Below are 22,766 nucleotides of genomic sequence, written 5' to 3' on the forward strand. Positions count from 1 at the left end.
GCACCGATCGTATGGGCCCAGATCCCCATGAACCCGGTCCAAACCGGGTGAACTGGACAAGCATCCGGGTGAAACGGAGCACGTCCGGCACGGGACGTGCCCCGTGGACGTCAGGGCTGGACGGCCGTGGCCCGCACGCCGCTCCACCGCACCGTCTGCGGCAGGGTGGTGGTGGTCGCCGACGTGTACGCCGAGAGGCCCACGCCGCCGGCGACCTGGAGCGCCGCCGTACTGCTGGTGCCCTGCACCGTCCACGCGGTCGGCTCGGCGGTGCCCGCGGGCCACACCTTGAGCCGCAGCTGCGTCGGGGCGGTCCCGTCCACCTGGAACCGCACCGAGAGCGCCTGGCCGGCCGTGTAGGTCAGGCCGGGGACGTTCATCTGCGCGACCGTCGTGGTGGTGCCGGCCGAGGTGCCGATGATCGACGCGCGCACGACGCCCGTCGGCAGCATCTTCAGCCGGGCCCGGTAGCCGTCGGATGCCGTCACCGAGCGACCGGCGACCTCGAGGTCCGTCCCGGCGCCCGACGGCATGACGTCCATGGCGACGTCGACGCGCACGTCCGCGCTCGTCCGCTGCACCGGCAACGACGACGTCAGCCGGAACCCTGCCCCGGTGGCACGCATCGCGCCCGAGCCGGACCCGACCGAGAAGTTCGCGGCGCCGCCCGCCAGGGCCCAGCTGCCGCCGACGTCGGCCGTGCCCCAGCCACCGGTCACGGTGCGCGTGAACGCGTCGGCCGCGAACGGCTCGTCGCCCGCGGGCGCCGTGACGGTCACCTGCCGCTCGGCCGTGGCCGTCGCGCCGTCGTCGTCGGTCACGGTCAGCGTGACGGTGTACGTGCCGGCTGCCGCGTAGGTGTGCGACGCGGTCGGCCCGGTCGCGGTACCGCCGTCCCCGAACGTCCACGCGTACCCCTCGACCGTCCCGTCGGGGTCGCTCGAGCCCGAGCCGTCGACGTCCACGCGCAGCCCCGCCGTGGTCGCCGCGACCTGCGCCGCGGGCGACTGGTTCGGCGGCGGTGCGGTCACGGTGACCTGCCGGACGGTCTCGCCCGTGTCACCGTCGTCGTCCGTGACCGTGAGCGCCACCGTGTACGTCCCGCCGGCGGCGTACGTGTGGCTGGCCGTCCGGCCGGTGGCCGTGGTGCCGTCCCCGAGGTCCCACGCGTAGGACTCGACGGTGCCGTCGGCGTCCGACGACGCGGACGCGTCGAGCGCGACCTCGAGCCCGGTCGCCACGGCCTCGAACGACGCGACGGGCGCCTGCGCGCCGAGCGTGCCCGTGGTCCCGAGCACGTGGTGGGACGCGACCTTGGCGGCCGTGAGGGCGAACGGGTACACGGCGACCTCGTCGACCGCGCCGCTGAGGCTGCCCGAGGCCGGCTGGTTGGGCCAGCCGTTGAGGCTGTCTCCGCCGATGCGCCAGAACCCGCTCATGTTGCGCCCCGACGCGTTGTCGCTGCGCTGCGCGACCAGCTCGCCGTCCACGTACAGCCGCATGCCCGAGGTGCTCATCGTGCCGACCACGTGGTGCCACTGGCCGTCGTTGACGCGGGCGGGCGACCGGACGGTGCGGTTCTGCCCGGGGCTGGCGCCGAACTGCACGCGGCCGGCGCTGTCGACGTAGAGCTGGCGGTCACGGCTGCTGCTCGTGCCGGTCAGGCTCGCGCTCCCGCCGAAGCCCGCGATCCAGCCGCCCGCGGTGGAGGTGGTGCGGACCCACGCCTCGACGCTCAGCTCGTTCATGCCCTGCTGGCGGGCGGGCGCGACCACCCGGCCGTTGGTGCCGCCGAGCGTGTAGGCGCCGGTGGTGTCGCCGGCGATCGCGCCGGCGGTACCGCGGGTCACTGCGGTGCCGACCGCCGCGTCGTTCGTCCCTGCGGAGTCGCGGGCGTCGCCGGACGTCTCGCCGAACCGCCAGTAGTGCGACGCGCCGTCCGCCATGACCGCCAGAGCGTACGGGCTGACCGCGCCCGTGCCGTTCGCCACGACCTGCACGGAGGGGCTGGTCACGGAGTTGCCGTCGGGGTCGGTGACACGGACCGCGTAGGTGTAGGTCGCACCCGCGGTCAGGCCGGTGTCGGTGTGCCCCTGCTCGGGCCGCTTCCACACGACGGACTGCTTGACGCCGGACCACACCGGGCTGCCGTTGCGCAGCACCGTGTACGTGAGGTCCTGGTTGTCGAAGTCGGCGTTGGCCGTCCAGGACACCCGGACCGCCCCGGCCCCCACGGGCCGCGCCGTCGGCGTGAAGTCCGCCGCGGTGAAGCGCGGTCCCGCGTCGCGCGGGGCGAGGTCGGCGACCGCGAACCGGGCCAGGCCCTGCTGGCGGCGGAGGTTGACGTTGAGGAACTCGCCGCCCATGACGATGTACCGGCTGTCGCCCGTCACGGCCCAGGGGCCCTGGTTCTGCCCCGTGTACAGGCCGGTGTCGAGGTCCGGGTACCAGTTGAGGACGGTCGGGGCGGGCGTGCCCTCGAAGTTCGTGTAGCCGAGGTGCTCGCGCCCGACCGTCTGCGTGGCGGCCTTGGTCAGCGCGTTGGCCCGGTAGAACTGCCACTCGTCGAACTGCGGGGTGCCGCCGATGTTGCCGCAGTAGTGGGAGTGGCTCGCCGAGTACACGACGTCGCCCTGCGGGTGCACCGCGTAGGTGTCGCCGTGGCAGTCCGCCACCCAGGTGATCGCGCCGGTGTCCCAGTCGGCGGCGAAGACGCCCTCGAGGGTGCCGCCGCCGCGACCGAAGGTGTACCCGACGCCGTACATGTTGTCGGCGTCCCCGGACAGGTTGAGGATCGAGCCCGCCGAGCCGCCGTTGCGGATCTGCGAGGTCGCCGGGAACGGCAGGGCGGCGCCGGTGACGGCGTCGACGCGGGCCAGCCCGTCCGGGGCGTCGGTGCTGCCGTTGAAGGACAGGAAGTTGCCGCCGACGATCACCGTCGCGCCGTCGGGCGACACCGTCAGCGCGCTGACCGAGCCGTCGTCGACCGTGGGGTTCCAGGGCAGCAGCGCACCGTTCGCGGCGTTGAACGCGGCCAGGCGGGTGCGGGGCGAGCTGCCGGCCTGCGTGAAGATGCCGCCCACGTAGACGGTGGTGTTGGTGGCCGCGATCGCACGGACCTGGCCGTTGGTGCCGGCGTTGAAGCTGGTGATGAGGTTCCCGGTCGCGGCGTCGAAGGCGGCGATGCGGTAGCGGTTCTGCCCGGCGACGGTGGTGAAGTTGCCGCCGATGTACACGCGCGCCCCGTCCGGGGACCTCACGACCGCACGGACCTGGGCGTTCGGGTTCGGCGCCCAGCTGCTGTCGAGCACGCCCGTGCGGACGTCGAACCGCAGGAGGTTGGTGCGGACGACCTCGTTGCTGCCGGCTGCGGCGCCGGCGGGACGGGCCCGCGTGAACTCGCCGCCGGCGTAGACGGTGTTCCCGGTGAGGGTCTGCTGCCAGACCACGCCGTTGTGCTGCACGGTCGGCAGGGAGTCGGCCGTGACGGTGGCCGGCTGCCCCGCGGGGGGTGCGGTGTCCGCCGCCGCGCCGGTCGCGCCGACGGCCACCAGACCGGTGGCGGTGACGACGGAGGCGGTCAGCGCGGCGATCGCGCGGGACCACCACGGACGGGCGTGGACTCGACGGACGGACATGCTGCACCCCGGGCGCTCGGACGGAAGGACCGTTCGAGCGTACGAGCGCAAAGCCCCGCAAAACCGGACAGGTCGGGTGAAACACGTGCCCGGACGGGTGATCTCTGGGCGGGCGTCCAGCCCCCGCTCAGGCGCCCGGGCCCGTCCCCTCGAAGAGGACCGTGGTCACGGTCGGGTCGTGGCTGACCGTGACCTGCAGCGGGTCGCGCAGGTCGGCGTCGAGCCCGAAGACGTACGTCCCGGTGGCGGTCTCCCCCGGGGCCAGCGACCCGGCCAGCACGTCGACGCCGGGACCGCTGAGCGGCTCGCCGGGCACCCGGTCGGCACCGCCGTAGACGTTGACGACGCTCGTGCCGAGGTCCAAGGGCTCGTCGGTCCCGTTCGTGACCTCGACGGTCACGCGCACGGCGGGACCGGCGACCTCGCCGGGCCCCTGCGCCTCGCCCTCGACGGCCTCGACGGCCTCGAGGCGGGCCGTGACGCCGCTGTCGAAGGTGGCGGTCGCGTCGAGCCCGACGGCGTCCTCGGTGGTCGGGTCGAAGCCCTGCTCGGGGTCGGGGTCGTCGGTCGCGCCGCCGCCCGGCTCCCCGGGGGCGGGCGTCGTGGGGTCGGGCACGGGGGCGCCGGACGCGTCGGGCCCGGCGGTCGCCGTCGGGCCCGCCGTGACGGACGTGGTGGCCGTGGGGCTCGCGGTGGCAGCGACGTCACCACCGCCGGCGACGACCGCCCAGGCCGTCGCGCCGACGGCGACCGCGGCGACGGCCCCGGCGGCGATCACGAGGACGCGGCGCCGGCGGTCGTCGGGGCTCTGCGGCGGGCGGGCGACGAGCTCGCCGCCCGGGGGCCGGACGGGCCCGACCTCGCCGGTCACGACTCGCCGCCGAGCGCCTGGCCGGTCGGGCGGCGCAGCCCGCGCATCTCCCGGAACCAGGAGCCCATCGCCAGCGCGAGGTACCCCGCGGTGGCCAGACCCAGCAGGCCGTAGACCACGAGGAAGGGCAGCGTGGCGCCGTAGAGGACGAAGGCCAGGCAGAGCACGCCGTAGTCGGTCGGGGCGACGACGAGGGAGCGCAGCACCGACGGGCGCGACCCGTCGGCCGTGGCGCGCATCGTCTGCCCGGCCTGGCGGCGCAGCTGGTCGTTGAGGATCATCGTGAAGAACAGCACGGACCACACGGCCGAGTACGCCAGGGGCACGAGCAGCCACCCGTCGGGCACCACGTCGGCGCGGAACAGCCCGACGAGCAGCGCCAGGTGCAGGCTCGACACCTTGACGGCGTCGATGACGTGGTCCAGCCACTCCCCCGCGATGCTGCCGCCGCCGCGCAGGCGGGCGACCTGCCCGTCGGCGGAGTCGAACGCGTACCCGACGAGCAGCAGCACGGCCACGAGGACGCCCGTCCACCAGGCCGGCGGCGCGAGGGCGAGCAGCGCGATCGCGGAGAACGTCCACGCGGCGCTGACGAGCGTCACCTGGTTCGGCGTCAGGCCGGCCCGGTACGCCCACGCCGCGAGCACCCGCCCGGCGCGCCGGTTGACGAAGCGCGAGTACGCGGGGGCGCCCTTGGCGCCCTTCTGCACGCCGCCGAGGCGCTGCAGGGTCTGCGCGAACGTCTCGTCGGGCCGGACGGCGGTGGCGGTCACGGGTGGGTCCTCCTGGGGGGTCGGCCGAGGTGTCGGCTCGGGTGTCGGGGCGGCGGGCGGCGTCACCGCTGCGTCCCTGCGGTCGCGGGGCGGGCGGTGGCGGACGGCCCGGGGCGGCGCCGTCCGCTCGGGCGGCGCCGGCCCCGCGCCTCGCCGGCGGCCAGGCGACGGCACAGGTCCTCGTAGCGGTCGGCGACGTCGTCCCAGTCGTAGTCGTCCGCACGGCGGCGCAGCGCCTGCCCCCGGGCGACGGCGGCGGCCGGGTCGGCCTCGGCGGCCACGACCTCGCGCGCGACGTCGTCGGGCGTGGCGAACCAGCAGCCCGCGGCGCCGAGCACCTCGCGGTTGAACCCGACGTCGAAGGCGACGGTGGGCGCGGAGGCACCGATGGCGCGCAGCAGCGAGGGGTTGGTACCGCCGACGCTGTGCCCGTGCAGGTAGGTGAGCGTGTTCGCGTAGAGCTCGTCGAGCAGCTCGGCGTCCCAGACGCCGCCGAGCAGACGCACCCGGTCGTCGGCCGCGGCCTGCACGCGGGCGGTGTACTCGTCGGCGTACGGCGCGGAGCCGACGACCACCAGCGGGAGGGTCGCGGACGAGCGCCGGTACCCCTCGACGATCTGCTCGACGTGGTTCTCCGGCTCGAACCGGGCCACGACGAGGTGGTACCCGTGCCGCTGGAGGCCCAGCTCGGCGATGCGTCCGGACCCCGCACCGTCGAGCACGGGCGCCCCGTAGGCGATCAGCTCGGTGGGGGCGCCGAACTCGGCGGTGTAGTAGTCGGCGATGCCCTGGGCGTCGGCGATCAGCGCGTCCGACCAGCGCACCGCGAGCCCCTCGGCGGCACGGTAGTAGCGCCGCCCGGTGCCGCCCCACTTGGCGCGGCGCCACTCGAGGCCGTCGACGTGCGTGGCCACGGGCACCCGGCGCGCGCGCAGCGCGGGCAGCAGGGGCGCGTTCGCGGCGTTGAACAGGACCGCGGCGTCCGCGGGCCGGCGCAGCTGGTGGCCGACGGACAGCGTCGTGTGGCTGAGGGTCTCGAGCGACCGGCGGCGCAGGGCGGGCAGGTGCACGAGCCGCATGCCGCGGTAGGCGGGGACGCGCTCCTGCGGGTCGGGCGTGCGGCAGTACACCAGCACGTCGTGGCCGCGGTCGGCCAGGCGGGACCCGACCTCCTCGACGCAGGTCTCGAAGCCGCCGTAGCGGGCGGGGACCCCTCGGGTGCCGATGAGCGCGATGCGCAGCGGGCGGGCCGGCGCGGTCGTCATCGGCGTCCTCTCGTCGTGGTGGTGGTCGTGCTCGTCCAGCCTGCCCGCGCGCGGGCGGGAAGACCAGGGTGACGCGCGCGGCCGGCGGCGGGGCGGGCGGCGAGGGCTGCGGCCGGGCAGGACGAGGGCCCGGCCGGTGGCCGGGCCGTCGTCACCCCGCGCGCGGGGCGGTGCCGGGGGCTCAGTACGCCCCCGCGCCGCTGACGACCGCGCGGAAGGTCTTCCACAGGATCATCAGGTCCATCGTCACGGACCAGTTGTCGACGTAGCGCAGGTCGAGGCGGATCGACTCGTCCCACGGCAGGTCCGACCGGCCGCTGACCTGCCACAGGCCGGTGATGCCGGGCTTGACGTTGAGCCGCTGGTGCACCGCGTCGTGGTACGCGCTGACCTCCTCGCGCAGCGGCGGGCGCGGCCCGACGAGCGACATGTCCCCGCGCACGACGTTCCAGAACTGCGGGAGCTCGTCGAACGACAGACGGCGCAGCACCCGGCCCACGGGCGTGATGCGCGGGTCGGCGGCCATCTTGAACATCAGTCCGTCGCGGTCGCTGCGGTCGAGGAGCTCGGCGCGGCGCCGGTCGGCGTCGACGTACATGCTCCGCAGCTTCCAGATCCGGAACTCGCGGCCGTCCACCCCGACACGGGTCTGGGTGTAGAACGCCGGGCCGGGCGACGTGAGCCGCACCGCGAGGGCGCCGGCGGCGATGACGGGCGAGAGCAGGACCAGCGCGACCAGGCCCAGCACGCGGTCGAGGACCGCCTTGGCCATGAGGCGACGCCGGGGCGGCTCGATCTCCAGGCGCAGCAGGGACAGCCCGGCGGTCGGGTGCACGGTGACGCGCTCCTGCGCGACCTCGACGAGGCCGGGGGCGACGACGAGCTCGGCACCGGCGCGCCGCAGGGCCCACGAGAGCCGGCGCAGGGCGGGCCCGCCGAGGGCGTCCCCGGCGACGACGACGACCTGCACCGCGTGGTCGTGCACGACCTGCGGGATGTCGGACAGCGCTCCCAGCGTGGGCAGCGGCACCTGGGCGGCCTCGTCGTCGACGACGTCGGCGAGGCAGGTGCCGATGACGAGGTAGCCGTGGTGCGGGGCGGTGCCGAGGTCGCGGACCAGGTCGCGCACGGAGACGGTGGATCCGACGACGATCGTGCGCATCATGGCCTGGCCCCGGGCCCGCGAGGCGTGCAGCACGCGACGGTGCACGTAGCGCCCGGCGCAGGCCAGCGTCATGAGCACGGGCAGCCCGACGAGGACCGTCCCGCGCGGCACGTGGACGGGCGTGAGGAACGCGACGGCCATGAGGACCGCGCCGACCACGACGGCCGAGCGCAGGACGACCTGGAACTCGGCGGGACCGTCGCCGAGGTTGTGGCGCTCGTACCCGCGCAGGGCGGCGACGAAGGACACGTGCGTGCCCGTGGCGAGCAGGCCGAGCAGGCCCGCGGTCAGCCAGCCGGCGCCGCCGAGCACGGCCGCGGCGACCACGGCGCCGAGGGCGACCGCGACGTCGATCGCGACGGTGATCCGCTGGTAGCCGCTCGCGCTGCGCGTCCAGGGCATCGCGCCGAGCACGTCCTCGCCCGAGTTGTGCTCGGTGGCGCGCCGGACGAAGGGCTCCGGCGACGCCCACGAGCGCCGCGGGTGCAGTGCCGGGCGCCGTCGCTCCACCCACGTCTCGGCCCGGTCGGCACCGGAGTCGGCCGTCAGCGTCATGAACACGCACCCCCCTCGAAAGCGAACTGCGCATGAACGTAGTGCCGGAGGTATGTCCAGATCCTCCCCTCTCGACCGTTTTCACCCGCGCGGCCCGTGCAGTTCACCCGTCCCGGTGGACGGGTGGCACGCGCGACGCCGGAGCAGGTCAGGGGGTCGGCAGCAGCCAGGCGTCGGCGGCGCGGCGCCCGTCGACCGCGGGCAGGTCGGCCCGCACGGCGGCGGCCTGCCGCCCGGCGTCGAGGAGCGCGACCACGGCGGCGGCGACGTCGGCCGCGGGGGCGGCGGGGTCGAGGGCGCGGTGCCCGTGCTCCTCGAGCCACCCCGCCAGGCCGCCCTCGGTCGTCGTCACGACGGCGCACCCGTGGGCCAGGCCCTCGACGACGGGCAGGCCGACCTGCTCGCGCCAGGTACGCGTGCGCTGGGACAGCAGGACCGCCACGGCGTGGGTGCGCTGCAGGGCGTGCACCTGCTCGCGCGGCGGGTCGACGACCAGCGTGACCTCGTCGCGGGGCGCGACGAAGGCCCGGACCTCCTCGAGCAGGGGCCCGGTGCCCACGAGCGTGAGCCGGGCGTCGGGCCGCTGCGCGACGACCAGCGGCCAGGCCGCGAGCAGCTCGGGCACGCCCTTGCGCGCCTCGAACGCGCCGACGAACAGCACGCTGCCGGGCACGGGGGCGGGCGGTCCGCACGGGCAGGGGGCGGGCAGCGCGGGCACGAGGGCGTGCGCGGCCCGCTCCAGCAGGGCGGGGGTGAGCCGGCGGTACAGGTCGAGGGAGGCCTGCGTCCCGTGCACGACCCGGTCGACACGGCGGGCGACGTGCCCGACGAGCCACCGGTCGAGCGCGCGCCGGGCACGGCCGCGCAGCCCGGGCCGCGCGGGCGGGCGCCACGGGTCGTCGTTGGCGATCGCGTACGTCACGACGACGGGCCGCGGCCGGCGCCGCACGCGGGCCGCAGCGTCGACGGCGGCGAGCGCGAGCGCGGTGCGGCGCAGGCTCGAGACCATGAGCGGCTCGTTGACCTCGAGCTCGCGCACGTCGGAGCGGCCCAGCACCCAGGCGGCCCGCAGCGGGCCGGCCTCGACGAGGTCGAGCCCGGCGGCGAGGTCCGCGTCGAAGTCGTACCGCCGGCGCCGGTAGACGATCGAGGCGGGCGCGAGCTCGTGGGCGCGCTCCAGGTGGGCGGTGCGGACGGTCTCGTAGAGCCGCACGCGCGGCAGGCGCACGGTGCTCGGGCGGACGGTGCGGGTCGGGGCGCCGGCCCCGGTGGTCCCCTGCGGCACGGGCACCCCTCTCGCTCGTCGTCGGCGGTCTCACCCGCGGTCCGGCCGTCGCCCGGGTGCTCGACAAGATAGCGTTCGAGCGTGCTGGGGATCGTCGTCGTGAGCTTCGGCTCCGCACCGCTGCTGCGGGAGAACCTCGCCACCGTCGACCTGTCCGCCCTGCGGACGCCGCACCGGGTCGTGGTCGTCGACAACCTGCGGGACGCGCGCTCGCGCGCCGAGGTCCGCGAGTGCGCGCAGGAGCACGGCTGGGACCTGGTCGCGCAGGACGCGAACCCGGGCTTCGGCGCCGCGGCCGACGCCGGGGTGCGCCGGGCGGCCGCGCTCGGGTGCACGGCCGTCGTCCTGGTGAACCCGGACGCCCGCGTCGACGCCCCGACGCTGGACGCGCTGGCCGAGCAGGTCGACCGCACGCCCCGCACGCTCGTCTCGCCGCGCGTGGACCGCGCCGACGGCAGGCCGTGGTTCACGGGCGGCGAGATCGACGTGGCCGCGGGGCGGACCCGCAACGTCGTCACGGACGGCACGCCGCAGGCGCACGGCTGGGTCTCGGGGGCGTGCCTGGCGGCGTCGGTGGCGTGGTGGGACGAGCTGGGCGGCTTCGACGACGACTACTTCCTCTACTGGGAGGACGTCGACCTGTCGTACCGGTGCACGGCCGCCGGCGGAACCGTGCTGGTGCGGCAGGACCTCGTGGCGGTGCACGACGTGGGCGGCACGCAGGACGCGGGGACCGCGGGCGCGAAGTCGGCCACGTACTACCGCTGGAACACCCGCAACCGGCTGGTGTTCGCCGCCAAGCACCTGCCCGCGGCCGACGTGCGGCGGTGGCTGTGGCGCACGCCGGGGTACGCGCGCGCCGTGCTGCTGCGCGGGGGGCGGCGCCAGCTGCTGCGCCCGTGGGGCCCGGTGTGGGCGGTGACCCGCGGGTCGGTCGAGGGCGCCGGCTGGGCGGTCCGGGCGCTCGTGCGCCGCCCGCGCGGGGCGCGGACGGCGGTGGCGGCGTGAGCGCCGGCGCACCGGCGGGCGGTGCGAGCGGCACGGGCGGGCGGGTCGGGGTCGACGCGCACGTGCTCGACGGCAAGTTCCAGGGTTCACGCACCTGGGTGCTGGAGATCCTGCGCCGCGCCCCCGCCCTGGCCCCGGACCTGACCTTCGTCGTCTACACGGGCGACCCCGTGGCGGCGGCGGCCCTGCTCGGCCCGGCGCCGAACGTCGAGCACCGGCTGCTGCCGCCGCAGGGCGCGGTCGTCCGCAACCTGGCCTTCTGGCCGGCGGCCGTGCGCGACGACCGGCTCGACGTGCTGGTGACGCAGTACTTCAGCCCTCCGCGCCACCCGCGCCGCCAGCTCGTGGTCGTGCACGACGTGCTGTTCCACACCCATCCCGAGTTCTTCGACGTGCGCACCCGCTGGCGCAACAGGCTGCTCGTCGGGTGGTCGGCGCGACGCGCGGGGACCGTGGCGACCGTGTCGGAGTACTCGCGCCGCGAGATCGCCCGCGCGTACGGACGCGACGAGGACGACGTGCTGCTGGTGCGCAACGGCGCGGACGTCTCGGCGGCGACGGGGACGGGCACCCTCCCGGCGGCCGTCCCCGCGGGGACGCGGTACGCCCTGATGGTGGGCCGGCTCGAGCCCCGCAAGAACCTGCGCCTGGCCCTGGACGCCCTGGCGCTGGTCGACGACCCCGACGTGCGGCTCGTCGTGGTGGGTCGCGACGACTTCGAGGACCCGCAGACCCTGGCGCGCCTCGCGGCCGAGCCGCGGGCGGTGCACCTGCAGGACGTGCCGCAGGACGCGCTGTGGGAGCTGTACCGCCGGGCGACCGTGCTGGCCTTCCCCTCGCTGGGCGAGGGCTGGGGGATCCCCGTGCTGGAGGCGCTGGCGGCGGGCACGCCCGTGATCGCGTCGGACGCGACGGCGATCCCGGAGGCCGGCGGCGACGTCTGCTCGTACGTGGACCCGACGGCCCCCGGCGCCGCCGAGGCTCTCGCGGCGCGGCTGCGCGAGGCGTTCGAGGGGCGCCTCCCGTTCGACCCGGAGGCCGCCCGGCGCCACGTCGGACGGTTCACATGGGACGATTCTGCTGTGACCTTCGTCACATCAGCGCGAGTCGCACTGGAACGTGCCGGTAGTCACACTCGATAGTCACCCGAATGGCGGTGCTGGTCACCGGTAGGCCCCCCGATCGGGGTGCGGGCTTTGACCGATTCGTTTCACCCGCCTGTCGGACGTTCGTCCAGACAGGTCCCCGAAGGTCCCGTTAACGACCTCCCCCTTCCAGCCGAATGGCTCCTCGTCGGGCCGCTCCCAGGCTCGACGGCGCTAGACCGGATCACCCCCGCGGTCCGGACGGCGCCCACCCGCCTGAAGGAGCCCGACCATGTCCGCTGCGCCCCACAGCGCCTCGTTCGCCCGCCGCGCCCTCGCCGTCACCGCCGCGTCCGCGCTCGGCACCACCCTCCTGCTGACCCTCCCGGCCCAGGCCGCGACCGAGCCCGGCTACGTCAGCCAGGCCCAGTCCGCCGCCGCGCTCCCGCCGGTGGCCGTGGACGCGTTCGGGCGCACCACGACGGGCGGCTGGGGCAGCGCGACGACGGGTGGCGCGTGGACGACGACCGGTGGCACGGCGACCGACTTCTCCGTCGCCGGGGGCGTCGCGGCCATGAAGGTCCGCGGCGCCGGGTGGCACCTGGGTGCGCAGCTGGCGGGCGCCAGCACCTCCGAGGCGGAGGTGCAGGCCCAGGTCGGCCTCGACAAGCTGCCGTCCGCCGGCAGCGTCGACCTCGACGTCACGGGCCGCGCCGTGGACGCGTCGAAGGGCTACAAGCTCCGCACCAAGGTGATGGCCGACGGGTCGGTGCGGCTCTCGCTCGTGGCGGCCGGCGCCACGACCACCACGATCGCCAGCCAGACGACGACGGGCCTGCGCCTGGCCCCCGGCGGCCAGCTCGAGGTGCGCCTGCAGGTGACCGGCACCAGCCCGACCGCGCTGCAGGCCAAGGCGTGGCCGGTCGGCACCGCCGAGCCCGCCGCCTGGAACCTCGCCGTGAGCGACTCCACCACGGGCCTGCAGGTGCCCGGCGGCCTGGCGCTGTCGACGTACACGTCGGGCTCCGCGACCAACGTGCCGATCACCTCGCGGTTCTCCGACGTGTGGGTCGGCACCGCGCCCGCCGAGGCCGTCGCCCCCGGGGTCATGGCGAGCACCGCCGAGGCGTACGGCCCGACCGAGCTCACCACGGGCACGCCGGTCGGCACGCGCCTGACGGTCCACCAGGGCAACCTGACGCTGAGCACGCCCGGCCAGGTCGTGAGCGGCCTCGACGTCCGCGGCTTCGTCCGGGTGACGGCGCCGAACGTCACGATCAAGAACTCGATCATCCGAGGCGCGGCGACGTCCACCCAGACCGCGCTCATCACCAACACCACGGTCGGCGCGTCGGTGAAGGTGGTCGACACCGAGCTGTACAACTCCGCCCCCGGCCCCTGGGTCGACGGCCTGCGCGGCTCGAACTTCACGCTCACCCGGGTCAACGTGCACGACGTCATCGACATGGCGCACGTCTACGGCGACAACGTCGTGATCGAGGACTCGTACCTGCACGACAACCTGCACTACGAGGTCGACCCCGCGCAGAACAACACCCCGAGCCACGACGACAGCATCCAGATCCAGAAGGGCACGAACATCAAGATCACGGGCAACCGGATCGAGGGCGCCTTCAACACGGGCATCCAGTTCACCCAGGACCAGGGCATCGTCTCCAACGTCACGGTCGACCAGAACTACCTCGACGGCGGCGGCTGCACGATCAACCTGGCGGAGAAGGGCAAGGGCCCGTTCCAGGGGATCACGATCACGAACAACACGTTCGGGCGCACCACCAAGCACTACAACTGCGCGATCATCTCGCCCACCACGACGAAGCCGGTCACGGCGAACAACTACTTCGTCGACGGTGTGGTCGCCACCGTCCGCAAGGGCTGACCACCACGCAGCAGCACCCGAGCCCGCCCCTCGCACGAGGGGCGGGCTCGCGCGCGCCCGGGGCCGGCCCCCCGCGGGCGCGGTTTTGTCTCACGATGCGGACAGGGTGAACGAGGGTCTTCCCGCAGGTCACGAACCGGTAACGGCGCGTCCAGGTGGCGTCCACGGCGACGGCGGTAGGCCGAACGGGTGTTCCTTCCTATGCTCCAACCAGCGCGGCGAGCCCGGTCCTCCCCACGTGTCCACGACGCACCCGGGCTCCTCGGGCCCGGTGGCGCTCACACGCAGGACGCCTGCAGGCACCTCCGGATCGCCGCACGACGCCCTGGCCCCCACCCTTGGAGACCGCCCGTGCGAGGACGACCCGCCACGACAGCCCGCCGCCCGCGACGCACCCGCCACGCCCACCGCTCCGGCAACCCCGGACGTCGGACCGCGGCCGCGCTCGCCACCACCGCCGGCCTCGTCGTCGCGCTCGTCGTCGCGGTGATCGCCCCCGCGTCGTCCACCCCCGCCCCCGCGTACCGCCCGCTCTCGCCCGCCCGGGTGCTGACCGGGACCACGCTCGAGGCGGGCGGCTCCGCCACCGTGACGCTGCCGTCCGTCCCGGCGGGCGCCACCTCCGCCACGCTCCAGGTCACCACCGGCCAGACCACCGCGCGGAGCACCGCCGTCACGGTCTGCCCCGCGGACGAGGCCACGTGCTCCGGCCCGACGGCCCTCACCGTGCCCGCGGGCGAGCCGGGGTCCGCCACGGTCACCGTCCCCGTGTCCCAGGGCCGCCCGACCGTCGTCGTGCGCGCCAGCGCCGCCGCACGCGTGTTCGTCGACCTGCACGGCTACGGCGTCGACGCCACGCAGTCGCCCGCCGCCACGGACTCCCTCTACGTGCCCGTCGACCCGCGGCGCGCCGTCGAGACGACGCTCGCGGGCCGCGGCTCGACGACCGTCACGATCCCCGGCGCCCCTGCGGGTGCCACCGCCGTCGCCGTGCGGCTGTCGTCCACCGCGGCGAGCAGCGAGTCCTCGTACGTCGCGGTGTGCCCCGCCGACCAGGCCGCGGCGGGCTGCGCGACCACGTCGACGCTCAACCCGCTGCCCGGCCGGGCCCGGCAGGCCTCGACGGTCGTGCGCCTGTCACCCGGTGCGCGCCTGCAGCTGTTCAACCTGCAGGGCACCCACGACGTCGCGCTCGACGTCGACGGTTTCTGGGTTCCCGCGACCGCGGGGGCGGCCGGCGGCACGCTCGAGACGCTGGACTCCCCCGAGACGCTCGCCGACACCGTCGTGCGGTCCGGGGCCACCGCGACGCTCACGCTCGACGACGTGCCGACCGACGCGACGGCCGTGCAGGTGCGGCTGCGCGCGACGGGAGCGTGGCGGCCCACGACCGTCGCCGCCTGCCCGGGGGTCACGGCCTCCGACGGCTGCCGGGAGACGTCGTTCCTCGTCGCGTCGCCGGACGTGCCGGCGCTCAACCAGGCGCTGATCCCGCTCGTGGGCGACGAGCAGCACGCGATCACGCTGACGTCGTCGTCGGCGAGCGTGCGCCTGACGCCGGAGATCGTCGGCTGGGTCGTCGGCACCGGCGGCGCCACCGTCGCACCGCCGACGCGGACGGCGACGCCCACCCCGACGGCCAGCGCCACGCCGAAGCCGACGCCGACGCCGACGGCCAGCGCCACGCCGAAGCCGTCCCCGACGCCGACCGTGACGCCCACGCCGAAGCCGACGCCGACCGCGTCCCCCACGCCGAAGCCGACCGCCGCCCCGACGCCGGCGCCCACCGCCGCCCCGGCACCCGGCGCCGTCAAGCCCGGGCCGGGCAACACGGGCGTGCCGGCCGGGACCAAGCTGACCGTGCACCAGGGAGACCTCACGCTCAGCACACCCGGGCAGGTCGTCGAGGGGCTGGACGTGCGCGGGTTCGTCAAGGTCACCGCGCCGGGCGTGACGATCCGCAAGTCGATCGTCCGCGGCACGGCGACGACGATCCAGCGGTCCCTGGTCTCGACGTCGGCGGGTGCCAGCGTCACGGTCGAGGACAGCGAGCTGTACGCCCAGAGCCCCTCCGCGCACATCGACGGGTTCCGCGGCCAGGACATCACGGTCCGCCGCAGCAACATCCACCACGTCATCGACCACTTCCACCTCACCGGTGGCAACGTCACGGTCGAGTCCTCGTGGCTGCACGACAACCTGCACTACGAGAACGACCCGCTGCAGGGCGGGACCCCGAGCCACGACGACAGCATCCAGATCCAGGTGGGGTCGAACATCCGGATCACCGGCAACACGATCGAGGACGCCACGAACAGCGGCATCCAGTTCACGCAGGACCGCGGCACCGTCTCCGACGTCCGCATCACCAAGAACTGGCTCGACGGCGGCGGGTGCACGGTCAACCTGGCCGAGAAGGGCAAGGGCGCGTTCCAGGGCGTCGTCATCACCGACAACGTGTTCGGGCGCGACACCCGGGTCGCGAACTGCGCGATCATCGCCCCGAGCACCACGATGGCGGTCATGACGACGGCGCGGAACACGTTCACCGACGGCACCGCGGTGAAGGTCTCCCGCGGGGACTGAGACCGGGCGCCGCCACGCAGCGGGGGCCCGTGACCGGTCGGTCACGGGCCCCCGCTGCGCCTCCGCCCCCGTGGCGCCTACGCCTTGGTGTGGAACCGCAGCTGGGCGGCCTCGAGACCCTCGAGCAGCACGGCCTCCACGGCGTCGGCCGCACGGTCGAGCAGCCAGGGCAGGTCCTTCTTCTCGGTCGTCGAGAAGTCCTTGAGGACGAAGTCCGCCGGGTCCTGCCGCCCGGGCGGGCGGCCCACGCCGACGCGGACGCGGACGTAGTCCTTGGTGCCGAGCGCCTTGGTCGTGTCACGCAGCCCGTTGTGCCCGCCCTCGCCTCCGCCGCGCTTGAGGCGCACGACGGCGAACGGGATGTCGAGCTCGTCGTGCACCATGACGACCCGCTCGGCCGGCACGTCGTGGTAGCGCGCGAGGGCCGCCACGGGCCCGCCGGAGACGTTCATGTACGTGGTGGGCTTGGCCAGGACCACCCGGGGACCGGGCACGCCGCCCGGAAGGGTGCCGAGCCGGGCGTCGGCGGTCGCGGCCTGCGGTCGCCGGCCGAGCAGGCCCGCGCCGCGGCTGCCGAAGGTGACGCCGCACCGCTGCGCGAGCTCGTCGAGCACCATCTGCCCGACGTTGTGCCGGTTGCCGGCGTACTGGGGGCCGGGGTTGCCGAGCCCGACGACCAACCAGGGTCCGTCGCTCATCGATCCTCCGTCGGTCTGCGGGGTGTGCCCACGACGACGCCCGGCACCGTGGGGACGGTACCGGGCGTCGGGGTGGTGCGAGGTGCGGATCAGGCCTCGGCGGCCGCGGCGGCCTCGGCGTCGGCGTCCACCGCGCCCTGCGGGATGCTGATCATGACGACCACGTGCTCGGGCTCGGTGACGAGCGTCGAGCCCTCGGGCAGGGTGATCTCGCCGGCCGTGACCGACGCCCCGGCCTCGAGGCCCTCGATCGAGACCTGGACCTCGGTGGGCAGCTGCGTGGCGTCGGCCTCGAGCACGAGCGTCTGCGTCTCGACGACGTGGATCGTGCCGGGCGCCGACTCGCCGACGATCGTGACGGGGATGTCGACGGAGACCTTCTCGCCCTTGGTGACGATGAGCAGGTCGATGTGCTCGATGATCTGCCGCACGACGTCGCGCTGGACGTCCTTGGTGATCGCGAGGGTCGTCGTGCCGTCGAGCTCGATGGCGAAGAGGGCGTTGGCCTGCTTCACGGCGAGCATCGTCTCGTGGCCCGGCAGCGCGACGTGCACCGGCTGCGTGCCGTGCCCGTAGAGGACCGCGGGGATCTGGTGCGCGCGGCGCAGACGACGGGCGGCACCCTTGCCGAACTCGGTGCGGGCGGTGGCGGTGAGCTTGATCTCGGACACGACAGACTCCTCGGAGATGACGGTGGGCGCCTGATGGGTGGCGCGCGGCGTGCTGGCGGACGGGTGGGCCCCAGGGGGCGTCGGACACGCTGGTCCGGTGGCCTCGACGCGGGACGCAGGACGGGCAGGGGCGCACGCGGAGGCACCACCCAGTCGATCACGGAGCCGGTGGGCGTCCCGGAGATGGTGCATCCAGGTCGACCGTCCGTCGTCCCTCGCCGAGGCAACCTGGTCATGTTACCCGCTGCGCGCCCCGGTCCCCAACCGCGGCCCTGGGGCCCCGGGGTCAGTCGGCCCAGGCCCAGCGTGCGGTCAGGGCGGCCCGCACCGCCTGCTCCCCCGGCTCGACCGGCATCGCGCCCGCCACCCGGGCGAACGCGGGCGCGGCGCCGCCCGACGGGTCGTCCTCGTGCACCCACAGCACCGGGCCCAGGCCGCGGCCGGCGAGGTGCGCGAGGTGCTCGGCGCTCGCCCGCGCGTCCTGCCACGCGAGCTCGCGGGCCTGCCCGCGCGCCGGGCCCGGGTCGGCCACGACCAGCCGCAGCCCGCCGAGCCGGACCTCGTCTCCGCCCGCCGCGAGCGCCGCGGTGACGACGTCGCCCGCCGACGGCACGTGGCGCAGCGTCACGACGAGGCCGAGGTGCGCGACCACGCGCAGGCGGTCCTCGACCTGCTCGGTCCACGTGGACGTGGTGCCGGTGCGCACGTCGGCGTCGGGCACGCCCGCGGTGCGCAGCGCGGCCCGGACCGCGGCGAGCGCCGCCGTCGCGGACGACAGCGCCTGCCCGACGTCGCCGGCGCGAGCCTCGGTCGCCAGGTCGGCGACCACGACGTCGGGCGTCACGTCGACCGCGCCCGCGCCGCGCACGGTCACCCCGCCGCGCGGACCGCGGTGCTCGCGGTGCTCGTCGGCGGGGTGCACGTCAGGCGTTCCCGTCGAACAGGCTCGTGACGGAGCCGTCGTCGAAGACCTCGCGGATCGCCCGGGCCAGCAGCGGCGCGATCGACAGGACCGTCAGCTGCGGGAACCGGCGCTCCTCGGGGATCGGGAGGGTGTCGGTGATGATGACCTCGCGGGCGCCGCACGCCTGCAGGCGCTCGGCCGCGGGGTCGGACAGCACGCCGTGCGTCGCGGCGACGATGACGTCCTTGGCGCCGGCCTCGAGCACGACGCGCACGGCGCCCGCGATCGTCCCGGCGGTGTCGATGAGGTCGTCGACGATCACGCAGGTGCGGCCCTCGACGTCGCCGACGACGCGGTTGGCGACGGCCTTGTTGGCGGCGCGGATGTCGCGGGTCTTGTGCACGAACGCGAGCGGGCAGTCGCCCAGCTTGGCGGCCCACTGCTCCGCGACCCGGATGCGGCCGGCGTCCGGGGAGACCACCGCGACGTTCGACAGGTCGACGCGCGTGCGGACGTACTCCACGAGGATCGGCTGCGCCCACAGGTGGTCGACCGGTCCGTCGAAGTACCCCTGGGTCTGCGCGGCGTGCAGGTCCACGCTCATGAGCCGGTCGGCGCCGGCGGTGAGGAACAGGTCGGCCATGAGGCGGGCCGAGATGGGCTCGCGCCCGCGGTGCTTCTTGTCCTGGCGCGCGTACCCGTAGAACGGGGCGACGACGGTGATCGTCTTGGCGGACGCCCGCTTGAGGGCGTCGACCATGAGCAGCTGCTCCATGATCCACTGGTTGATCGGCGAGCCGTGCGACTGCAGGACGAACGCGTCCGCGCCGCGCACCGACTCCCCGAAGCGCACGTAGATCTCGCCGTTCGCGAAGTCGTACGCGTCGGTCGGGACCAGCTCGACGCCCAGGTTCTCGGCGACCTCGACCGCGAGCTCGGGGTGCGCGCGCCCCGAGACGAGGACCAGCCGCTTGGCGCCGTCGGTGCTGATGATGCCGGTCATCGGGTGGTGTCCTCGCTCGTGGTGCGCGCGCCGTCGGACGCGTCGGTGGGGTCGGGCAGCGCCTCGGGCTGCCCGGGCAGGTGCGGCGGCGGCGTGACGGGCGACGACGCGCGGGACGCGCGCTCCCGCTCGGCGCGGGCCTGGGGCGACAGGTCTCCGTCGGCCCGGGCACCGCGGGCGCGGGCCGCGGCCTCGGCGGCCGGGGTGCCCGCCCGCGAGCGCTGCACCCAGCTCTCGATGGTGCGCTGCGAGCCGGCGCTGACGGCGAGCGCGCCGGGGGGCACGTCGCGGCGCACGACCGTGCCGGCACCGGTGTAGGCGCCGTCGCCGACCTCGACGGGGGCGACGAACATGTTGTCCGCGCCGGTGCGGGCGTAGGACCCGATCACGGTGCGGTGCTTGTTCACGCCGTCGTAGTTGACGGTCACCGACGCGGCACCGATGTTCGTGTGCTCGCCGATCGTGGCGTCGCCGACGTAGGACAGGTGCGGGATCTTCGAGCCCTCGCCGATCGTGGCGTTCTTCGTCTCGACGAACGTGCCGATCTTGCCGCGCTCGCCCAGCACGGTGCCGGGGCGCAGGTAGGCGAACGGGCCGACGGTGGCGCCGGGGCCGACGACGGCGAGGTCGCCGTGGGTGCGCACGACGCGGGCGCCGGCACCGACCTCGACGTCGGTGAGCGTGGTGTCGGGGCCGACGGTGGCGCCCTCGCCGACGCTCGTGGCGCCGTGCAGCTGGGTGCCGGGCAGCAGCGTGACGTCGCGGGCCAGGTCCACGTCGACGTCGACCCAGGTGGTGAGGGGGTCGACGACGGTGACGCCCTCGCGCATCCAGTCCTCGAGGATGCGGCGGTTGAGCTCGGCGCGCAGGGCGGCGAGCTGGACGCGGTCGTTGACGCCCTCGACGCTCAGGGGGTCGTCGGTGCGCAGCGCGCGCACGTGCCCGCCGTCGCCGCGGGCGATCGCCAGCACGTCGGTCAGGTACACCTCGCCCTGCGCGTTGTCGCGGCCGAGACGGGCCAGGCCGGCGCGCAGCACGGCGGCGTCGAACACGTACACCGAGGTGTTGATCTCGGCGACGAGCCGCTGCTCGTCGGTCGCGTCCTTCTCCTCCACGACGCCGAGGACGTCGCCGGTGCCGGGCTCGCGCAGCACGCGGCCGTAACCCGTGGGGTCGGGCACCTCGGTGGTCAGCACGGTGACGGCGTTGCCGTCCTCGGTGTGCGCCACCAGCAGCTCGGTGAGCGTGCCCGCGTCGAGCAGCGGGACGTCGCCGGCGAGCACGACGACCGCGCCCTCGAGGAGCGCGTCGGCCGCGGAGCCGCCGTGGGCGTCGTGGTCGGCCGCGGCGTCCGCCGAGGCGTCGGCGACCGCGGCCTGCGCGGCGGCGTCGAGGGCCGACATCGCGACCTGCACGGCGCGGCCGGTGCCGGGCACGTCGTCCTGGTCGACCAGCAGGGCGGCGGGGTCGACCTCGCCGACGTGCGCGGCGACGCGCTCGCGCTCGTGGCGCACCACGACGGCGACCCGCTCGGGCTCGAGGGCGCGCGCGGCGGCGAGCGCGTGCCCGACCATGCTGCGCCCGGCGAGCGTGTGCAGGACCTTGGGGGTCGCCGACCGCATGCGGGTGCCCTCACCTGCTGCGAGGACGATGACGGCGGCTGGGCGTGGGACGCTCACCAGTGGGTGCTCCTCGCGGTCTGCCCGCGCGACGGCGGGCCCGGCGGATCGTGCGTCCCGACTCTACCGCCGGACCTGCGGCCCCCCGCGCGCCGCAGGTCCCCGGCGCGGCCCGGTGTGACGACGCCGACACCCGCCCGGCTCAGCCGAGGTCCACGGTCGACCCGTCCGTGCGGTCGCCGACGAGGCGCCCGTCGAGGCTGCGGACGCCCGCCACGCCGTCGAGGGTCGTGCGCCACAGCTCGCGGCCGTCGGCGAGGTCGAACGCGGCCAGGTCGACGCTCGGGTCCGTGTCGAGCACCCCGCCCAGGAGCAGCGCGCTCTCGTGCAGCAGGACGGCGCGTCCGTCGGTCGCGACGACCGTCGCGCCGTCCTCGACGTCGCGCGTCCACCGCACGGCGCCGGTGCGGGCGTCGAGGCCGCGCAGCGTGTCACGGTCGAGGACGGCGAGGTGCCCGCCGACGACCACGGCGTCCCACGCGTCGGCGTCGGCCGTGCGCCACCGCCGGGTGCCGTCGCGGTCGGAGGCGACCAGGTCGTGCCCCGCGGAGGTGAGCACGAGGTCGCCGAGCGACCCGTCGTCGACGGACGGGGTGAGCATCTGCCCGTCGACCTCGACCTGCTGCTCGGGGCTCCAGAGCAGGGTGCCGCCGTCGGCGCCGAACGCGAGCAGGTCGACGTCGTCGCCCGGCGCCCCGCCGATCCACCCGGTGACCGCGGACCCGTCGGGCTCGCGGAGCAGGGCCCCGTCGTCCGCGGCCAGCACGGTGACGGCGACGACGCCGTCCACGACGACGTACCGCGACGACGTGCGCAGCGTGGGCGACCCGGTGAACCCGTGCTCGGCGCCCGGCACGGGCACGGGGGTGCTCCACCGCTCGTCCCAGGTCACGGGGTCGCGCGCGGTGACGACGTCGACCGGCGTCGTGCCGTCGGGGTGCCGGACCACCTCGACGACCAGGCTGCCGGTCGCCGCGAGCGTGCGGGGCGCCGGGAGGTCGAGGTCCCGCTCACGGACGACGTGCCCGTCGGCGACGGCCACGACCAGCACCCGCGCCCAGGTCTGCACGTGCTCCTCGCCGGTGTCCCTCCACCGGGTCGCCGCGTCCCCGGTCAGGCACGTGACCGTGGCGGGGTCGCCGGGCGTCGGCAGGCAGGACGGGTGCTCCGCCCACCAGCCGTCGCCGCGCGCGGACCCGTCGGGCAGCACACGGGACCAGACCACGGTGCCGCCGTCGAGGCCGACCAGCGTGGTCCGTGACGAGGACACGCCCAGCACCTCCGCCGACGCCGAGGACCGCAGCGCGACCCGCACCCCGTCCGCACCGGGCGGGGTGACGTCGAGGTCGACCGAGCCCAGACCCGTGCTGCCCGCCGCGGCCGGCTCGACCGGGCCCGGCGCCACGGAGAGGTCCGCCACCACGCCCGGCAGCCCCACGAGCGCCGCGAGCCGGTCCCGCTCCCGGGCGTCGGCGACCGCCTGCGCGCCGACGAGGCCGAGCAGCACGGCGGCGGCGACACCGAGCGCGACGACCTGCGCGCGGGTGGGCCCCGACCGGCGGGGCGGCGGGGCCTCGCCGGCTCCCCCGGGCGGGTACGCACCGGGGCGGGGGCCGGTGGGCGCGGCAGCGTCGTCCTCGTCGAGCACGACCTCGAGCCGCTGCTTCGCCCCCACGGCGA

16 protein-coding genes are annotated in these 22,766 nt (G+C 75.5%); 4 read left to right on the forward strand and 12 right to left on the reverse strand.

Annotated features, from left to right (window positions below):
- Window positions 1–110: 110 nt before the first annotated feature.
- From FBY24_RS02425 to FBY24_RS02450, 6 genes are all read right to left on the reverse strand, one after another.
- A complete protein-coding gene (locus FBY24_RS02425; protein ID WP_142157742.1) occupies window positions 111–3,638 on the reverse strand; it encodes a PKD domain-containing protein in 3,528 nt (1,175 codons plus the stop codon).
- A 127-nt stretch (window positions 3,639–3,765) separates the two neighbouring features.
- On the reverse strand, window positions 3,766–4,509 hold the full coding sequence (locus FBY24_RS02430) for a ubiquinol-cytochrome c reductase iron-sulfur subunit N-terminal domain-containing protein (protein WP_160158404.1): 744 nt from the start codon (window positions 4,507–4,509) through the stop codon (window positions 3,766–3,768).
- Window positions 4,506–5,282, reverse strand: coding sequence for a CDP-alcohol phosphatidyltransferase family protein (locus FBY24_RS02435; protein ID WP_142157746.1), 777 nt, complete (start codon window positions 5,280–5,282; stop codon window positions 4,506–4,508). Before FBY24_RS02435 ends, FBY24_RS02430 begins: the two co-directional genes overlap by 4 nt.
- A 62-nt stretch (window positions 5,283–5,344) precedes the next feature.
- Window positions 5,345–6,547, reverse strand: a complete 1,203-nt coding sequence (locus FBY24_RS02440; RefSeq protein ID WP_142157748.1) for a DUF1972 domain-containing protein — start codon at window positions 6,545–6,547, stop codon at window positions 5,345–5,347.
- Window positions 6,548–6,728: 181 nt separating this feature from the next.
- Window positions 6,729–8,267 carry a sugar transferase gene (locus FBY24_RS02445; RefSeq protein WP_142157750.1) on the reverse strand — a complete coding sequence of 513 codons (1,539 nt, stop codon included), beginning with the start codon at window positions 8,265–8,267 and terminating at the stop codon, window positions 6,729–6,731.
- 148 nt (window positions 8,268–8,415) lie between these two features.
- The gene (locus FBY24_RS02450) at window positions 8,416–9,552 is read right to left on the reverse strand and encodes a glycosyltransferase (RefSeq protein ID WP_255432177.1); all 1,137 of its coding nucleotides are present in this window, start codon (window positions 9,550–9,552) and stop codon (window positions 8,416–8,418) included.
- An 81-nt stretch (window positions 9,553–9,633) separates the two neighbouring features.
- Between FBY24_RS02450 and FBY24_RS02455 the strand changes: the two genes are divergently transcribed.
- The 4 genes from FBY24_RS02455 (at window position 9,634) to FBY24_RS02470 (ending at window position 16,131) form a co-directional block, all read left to right on the forward strand.
- Complete coding sequence (locus tag FBY24_RS02455; protein WP_142157752.1) at window positions 9,634–10,560, forward strand: glycosyltransferase family 2 protein; 927 nt, start codon at window positions 9,634–9,636, stop codon at window positions 10,558–10,560.
- On the forward strand, window positions 10,557–11,702 hold the full coding sequence (locus tag FBY24_RS02460; RefSeq protein WP_160158405.1) for a glycosyltransferase family 1 protein: 1,146 nt from the start codon (window positions 10,557–10,559) through the stop codon (window positions 11,700–11,702). Before FBY24_RS02455 ends, FBY24_RS02460 begins: the two co-directional genes overlap by 4 nt.
- 235 nt (window positions 11,703–11,937) lie before the next feature.
- Window positions 11,938–13,545: a right-handed parallel beta-helix repeat-containing protein gene (locus FBY24_RS02465; RefSeq protein ID WP_142157756.1), complete on the forward strand. Its 1,608-nt coding sequence runs from the start codon at window positions 11,938–11,940 to the stop codon at window positions 13,543–13,545.
- Window positions 13,546–13,896: 351 nt separating this feature from the next.
- Entirely contained in the window at window positions 13,897–16,131 is a 2,235-nt protein-coding gene (locus tag FBY24_RS02470) for a right-handed parallel beta-helix repeat-containing protein (RefSeq protein ID WP_142157758.1), read from the forward strand.
- Window positions 16,132–16,208: 77 nt separating this feature from the next.
- Here the strand turns inward: FBY24_RS02470 and pth are convergent, their stop codons facing one another.
- The 6 genes from pth to FBY24_RS02500 all read right to left on the reverse strand — a co-directional run bounded on the left by pth (window position 16,209) and on the right by FBY24_RS02500 (window position 22,761).
- A complete protein-coding gene (gene pth, locus FBY24_RS02475; protein WP_142157760.1) occupies window positions 16,209–16,829 on the reverse strand; it encodes an aminoacyl-tRNA hydrolase in 621 nt (206 codons plus the stop codon).
- Between the two features lie 89 nt (window positions 16,830–16,918).
- Complete coding sequence (locus FBY24_RS02480) at window positions 16,919–17,500, reverse strand: 50S ribosomal protein L25/general stress protein Ctc (protein WP_142157762.1); 582 nt, start codon at window positions 17,498–17,500, stop codon at window positions 16,919–16,921.
- Between the two features lie 286 nt (window positions 17,501–17,786).
- A complete protein-coding gene (locus FBY24_RS02485) occupies window positions 17,787–18,422 on the reverse strand; it encodes an SIMPL domain-containing protein (RefSeq protein WP_142157764.1) in 636 nt (211 codons plus the stop codon).
- Window position 18,423: 1 nt separating this feature from the next.
- Complete coding sequence (locus FBY24_RS02490; protein WP_142157766.1) at window positions 18,424–19,407, reverse strand: ribose-phosphate diphosphokinase; 984 nt, start codon at window positions 19,405–19,407, stop codon at window positions 18,424–18,426.
- A complete protein-coding gene (gene glmU / locus FBY24_RS02495) occupies window positions 19,404–21,086 on the reverse strand; it encodes a bifunctional UDP-N-acetylglucosamine diphosphorylase/glucosamine-1-phosphate N-acetyltransferase GlmU (protein ID WP_142157768.1) in 1,683 nt (560 codons plus the stop codon). Before glmU ends, FBY24_RS02490 begins: the two co-directional genes overlap by 4 nt.
- Before the next feature lie 142 nt (window positions 21,087–21,228).
- Window positions 21,229–22,761: a PQQ-binding-like beta-propeller repeat protein gene (locus FBY24_RS02500; RefSeq protein ID WP_142157770.1), complete on the reverse strand. Its 1,533-nt coding sequence runs from the start codon at window positions 22,759–22,761 to the stop codon at window positions 21,229–21,231.
- Between the last annotated feature and the right edge of the window lie 5 nt (window positions 22,762–22,766).

Source organism: Cellulomonas sp. SLBN-39 (assembly GCF_006715865.1).
Classification (GTDB): domain Bacteria; phylum Actinomycetota; class Actinomycetes; order Actinomycetales; family Cellulomonadaceae; genus Cellulomonas.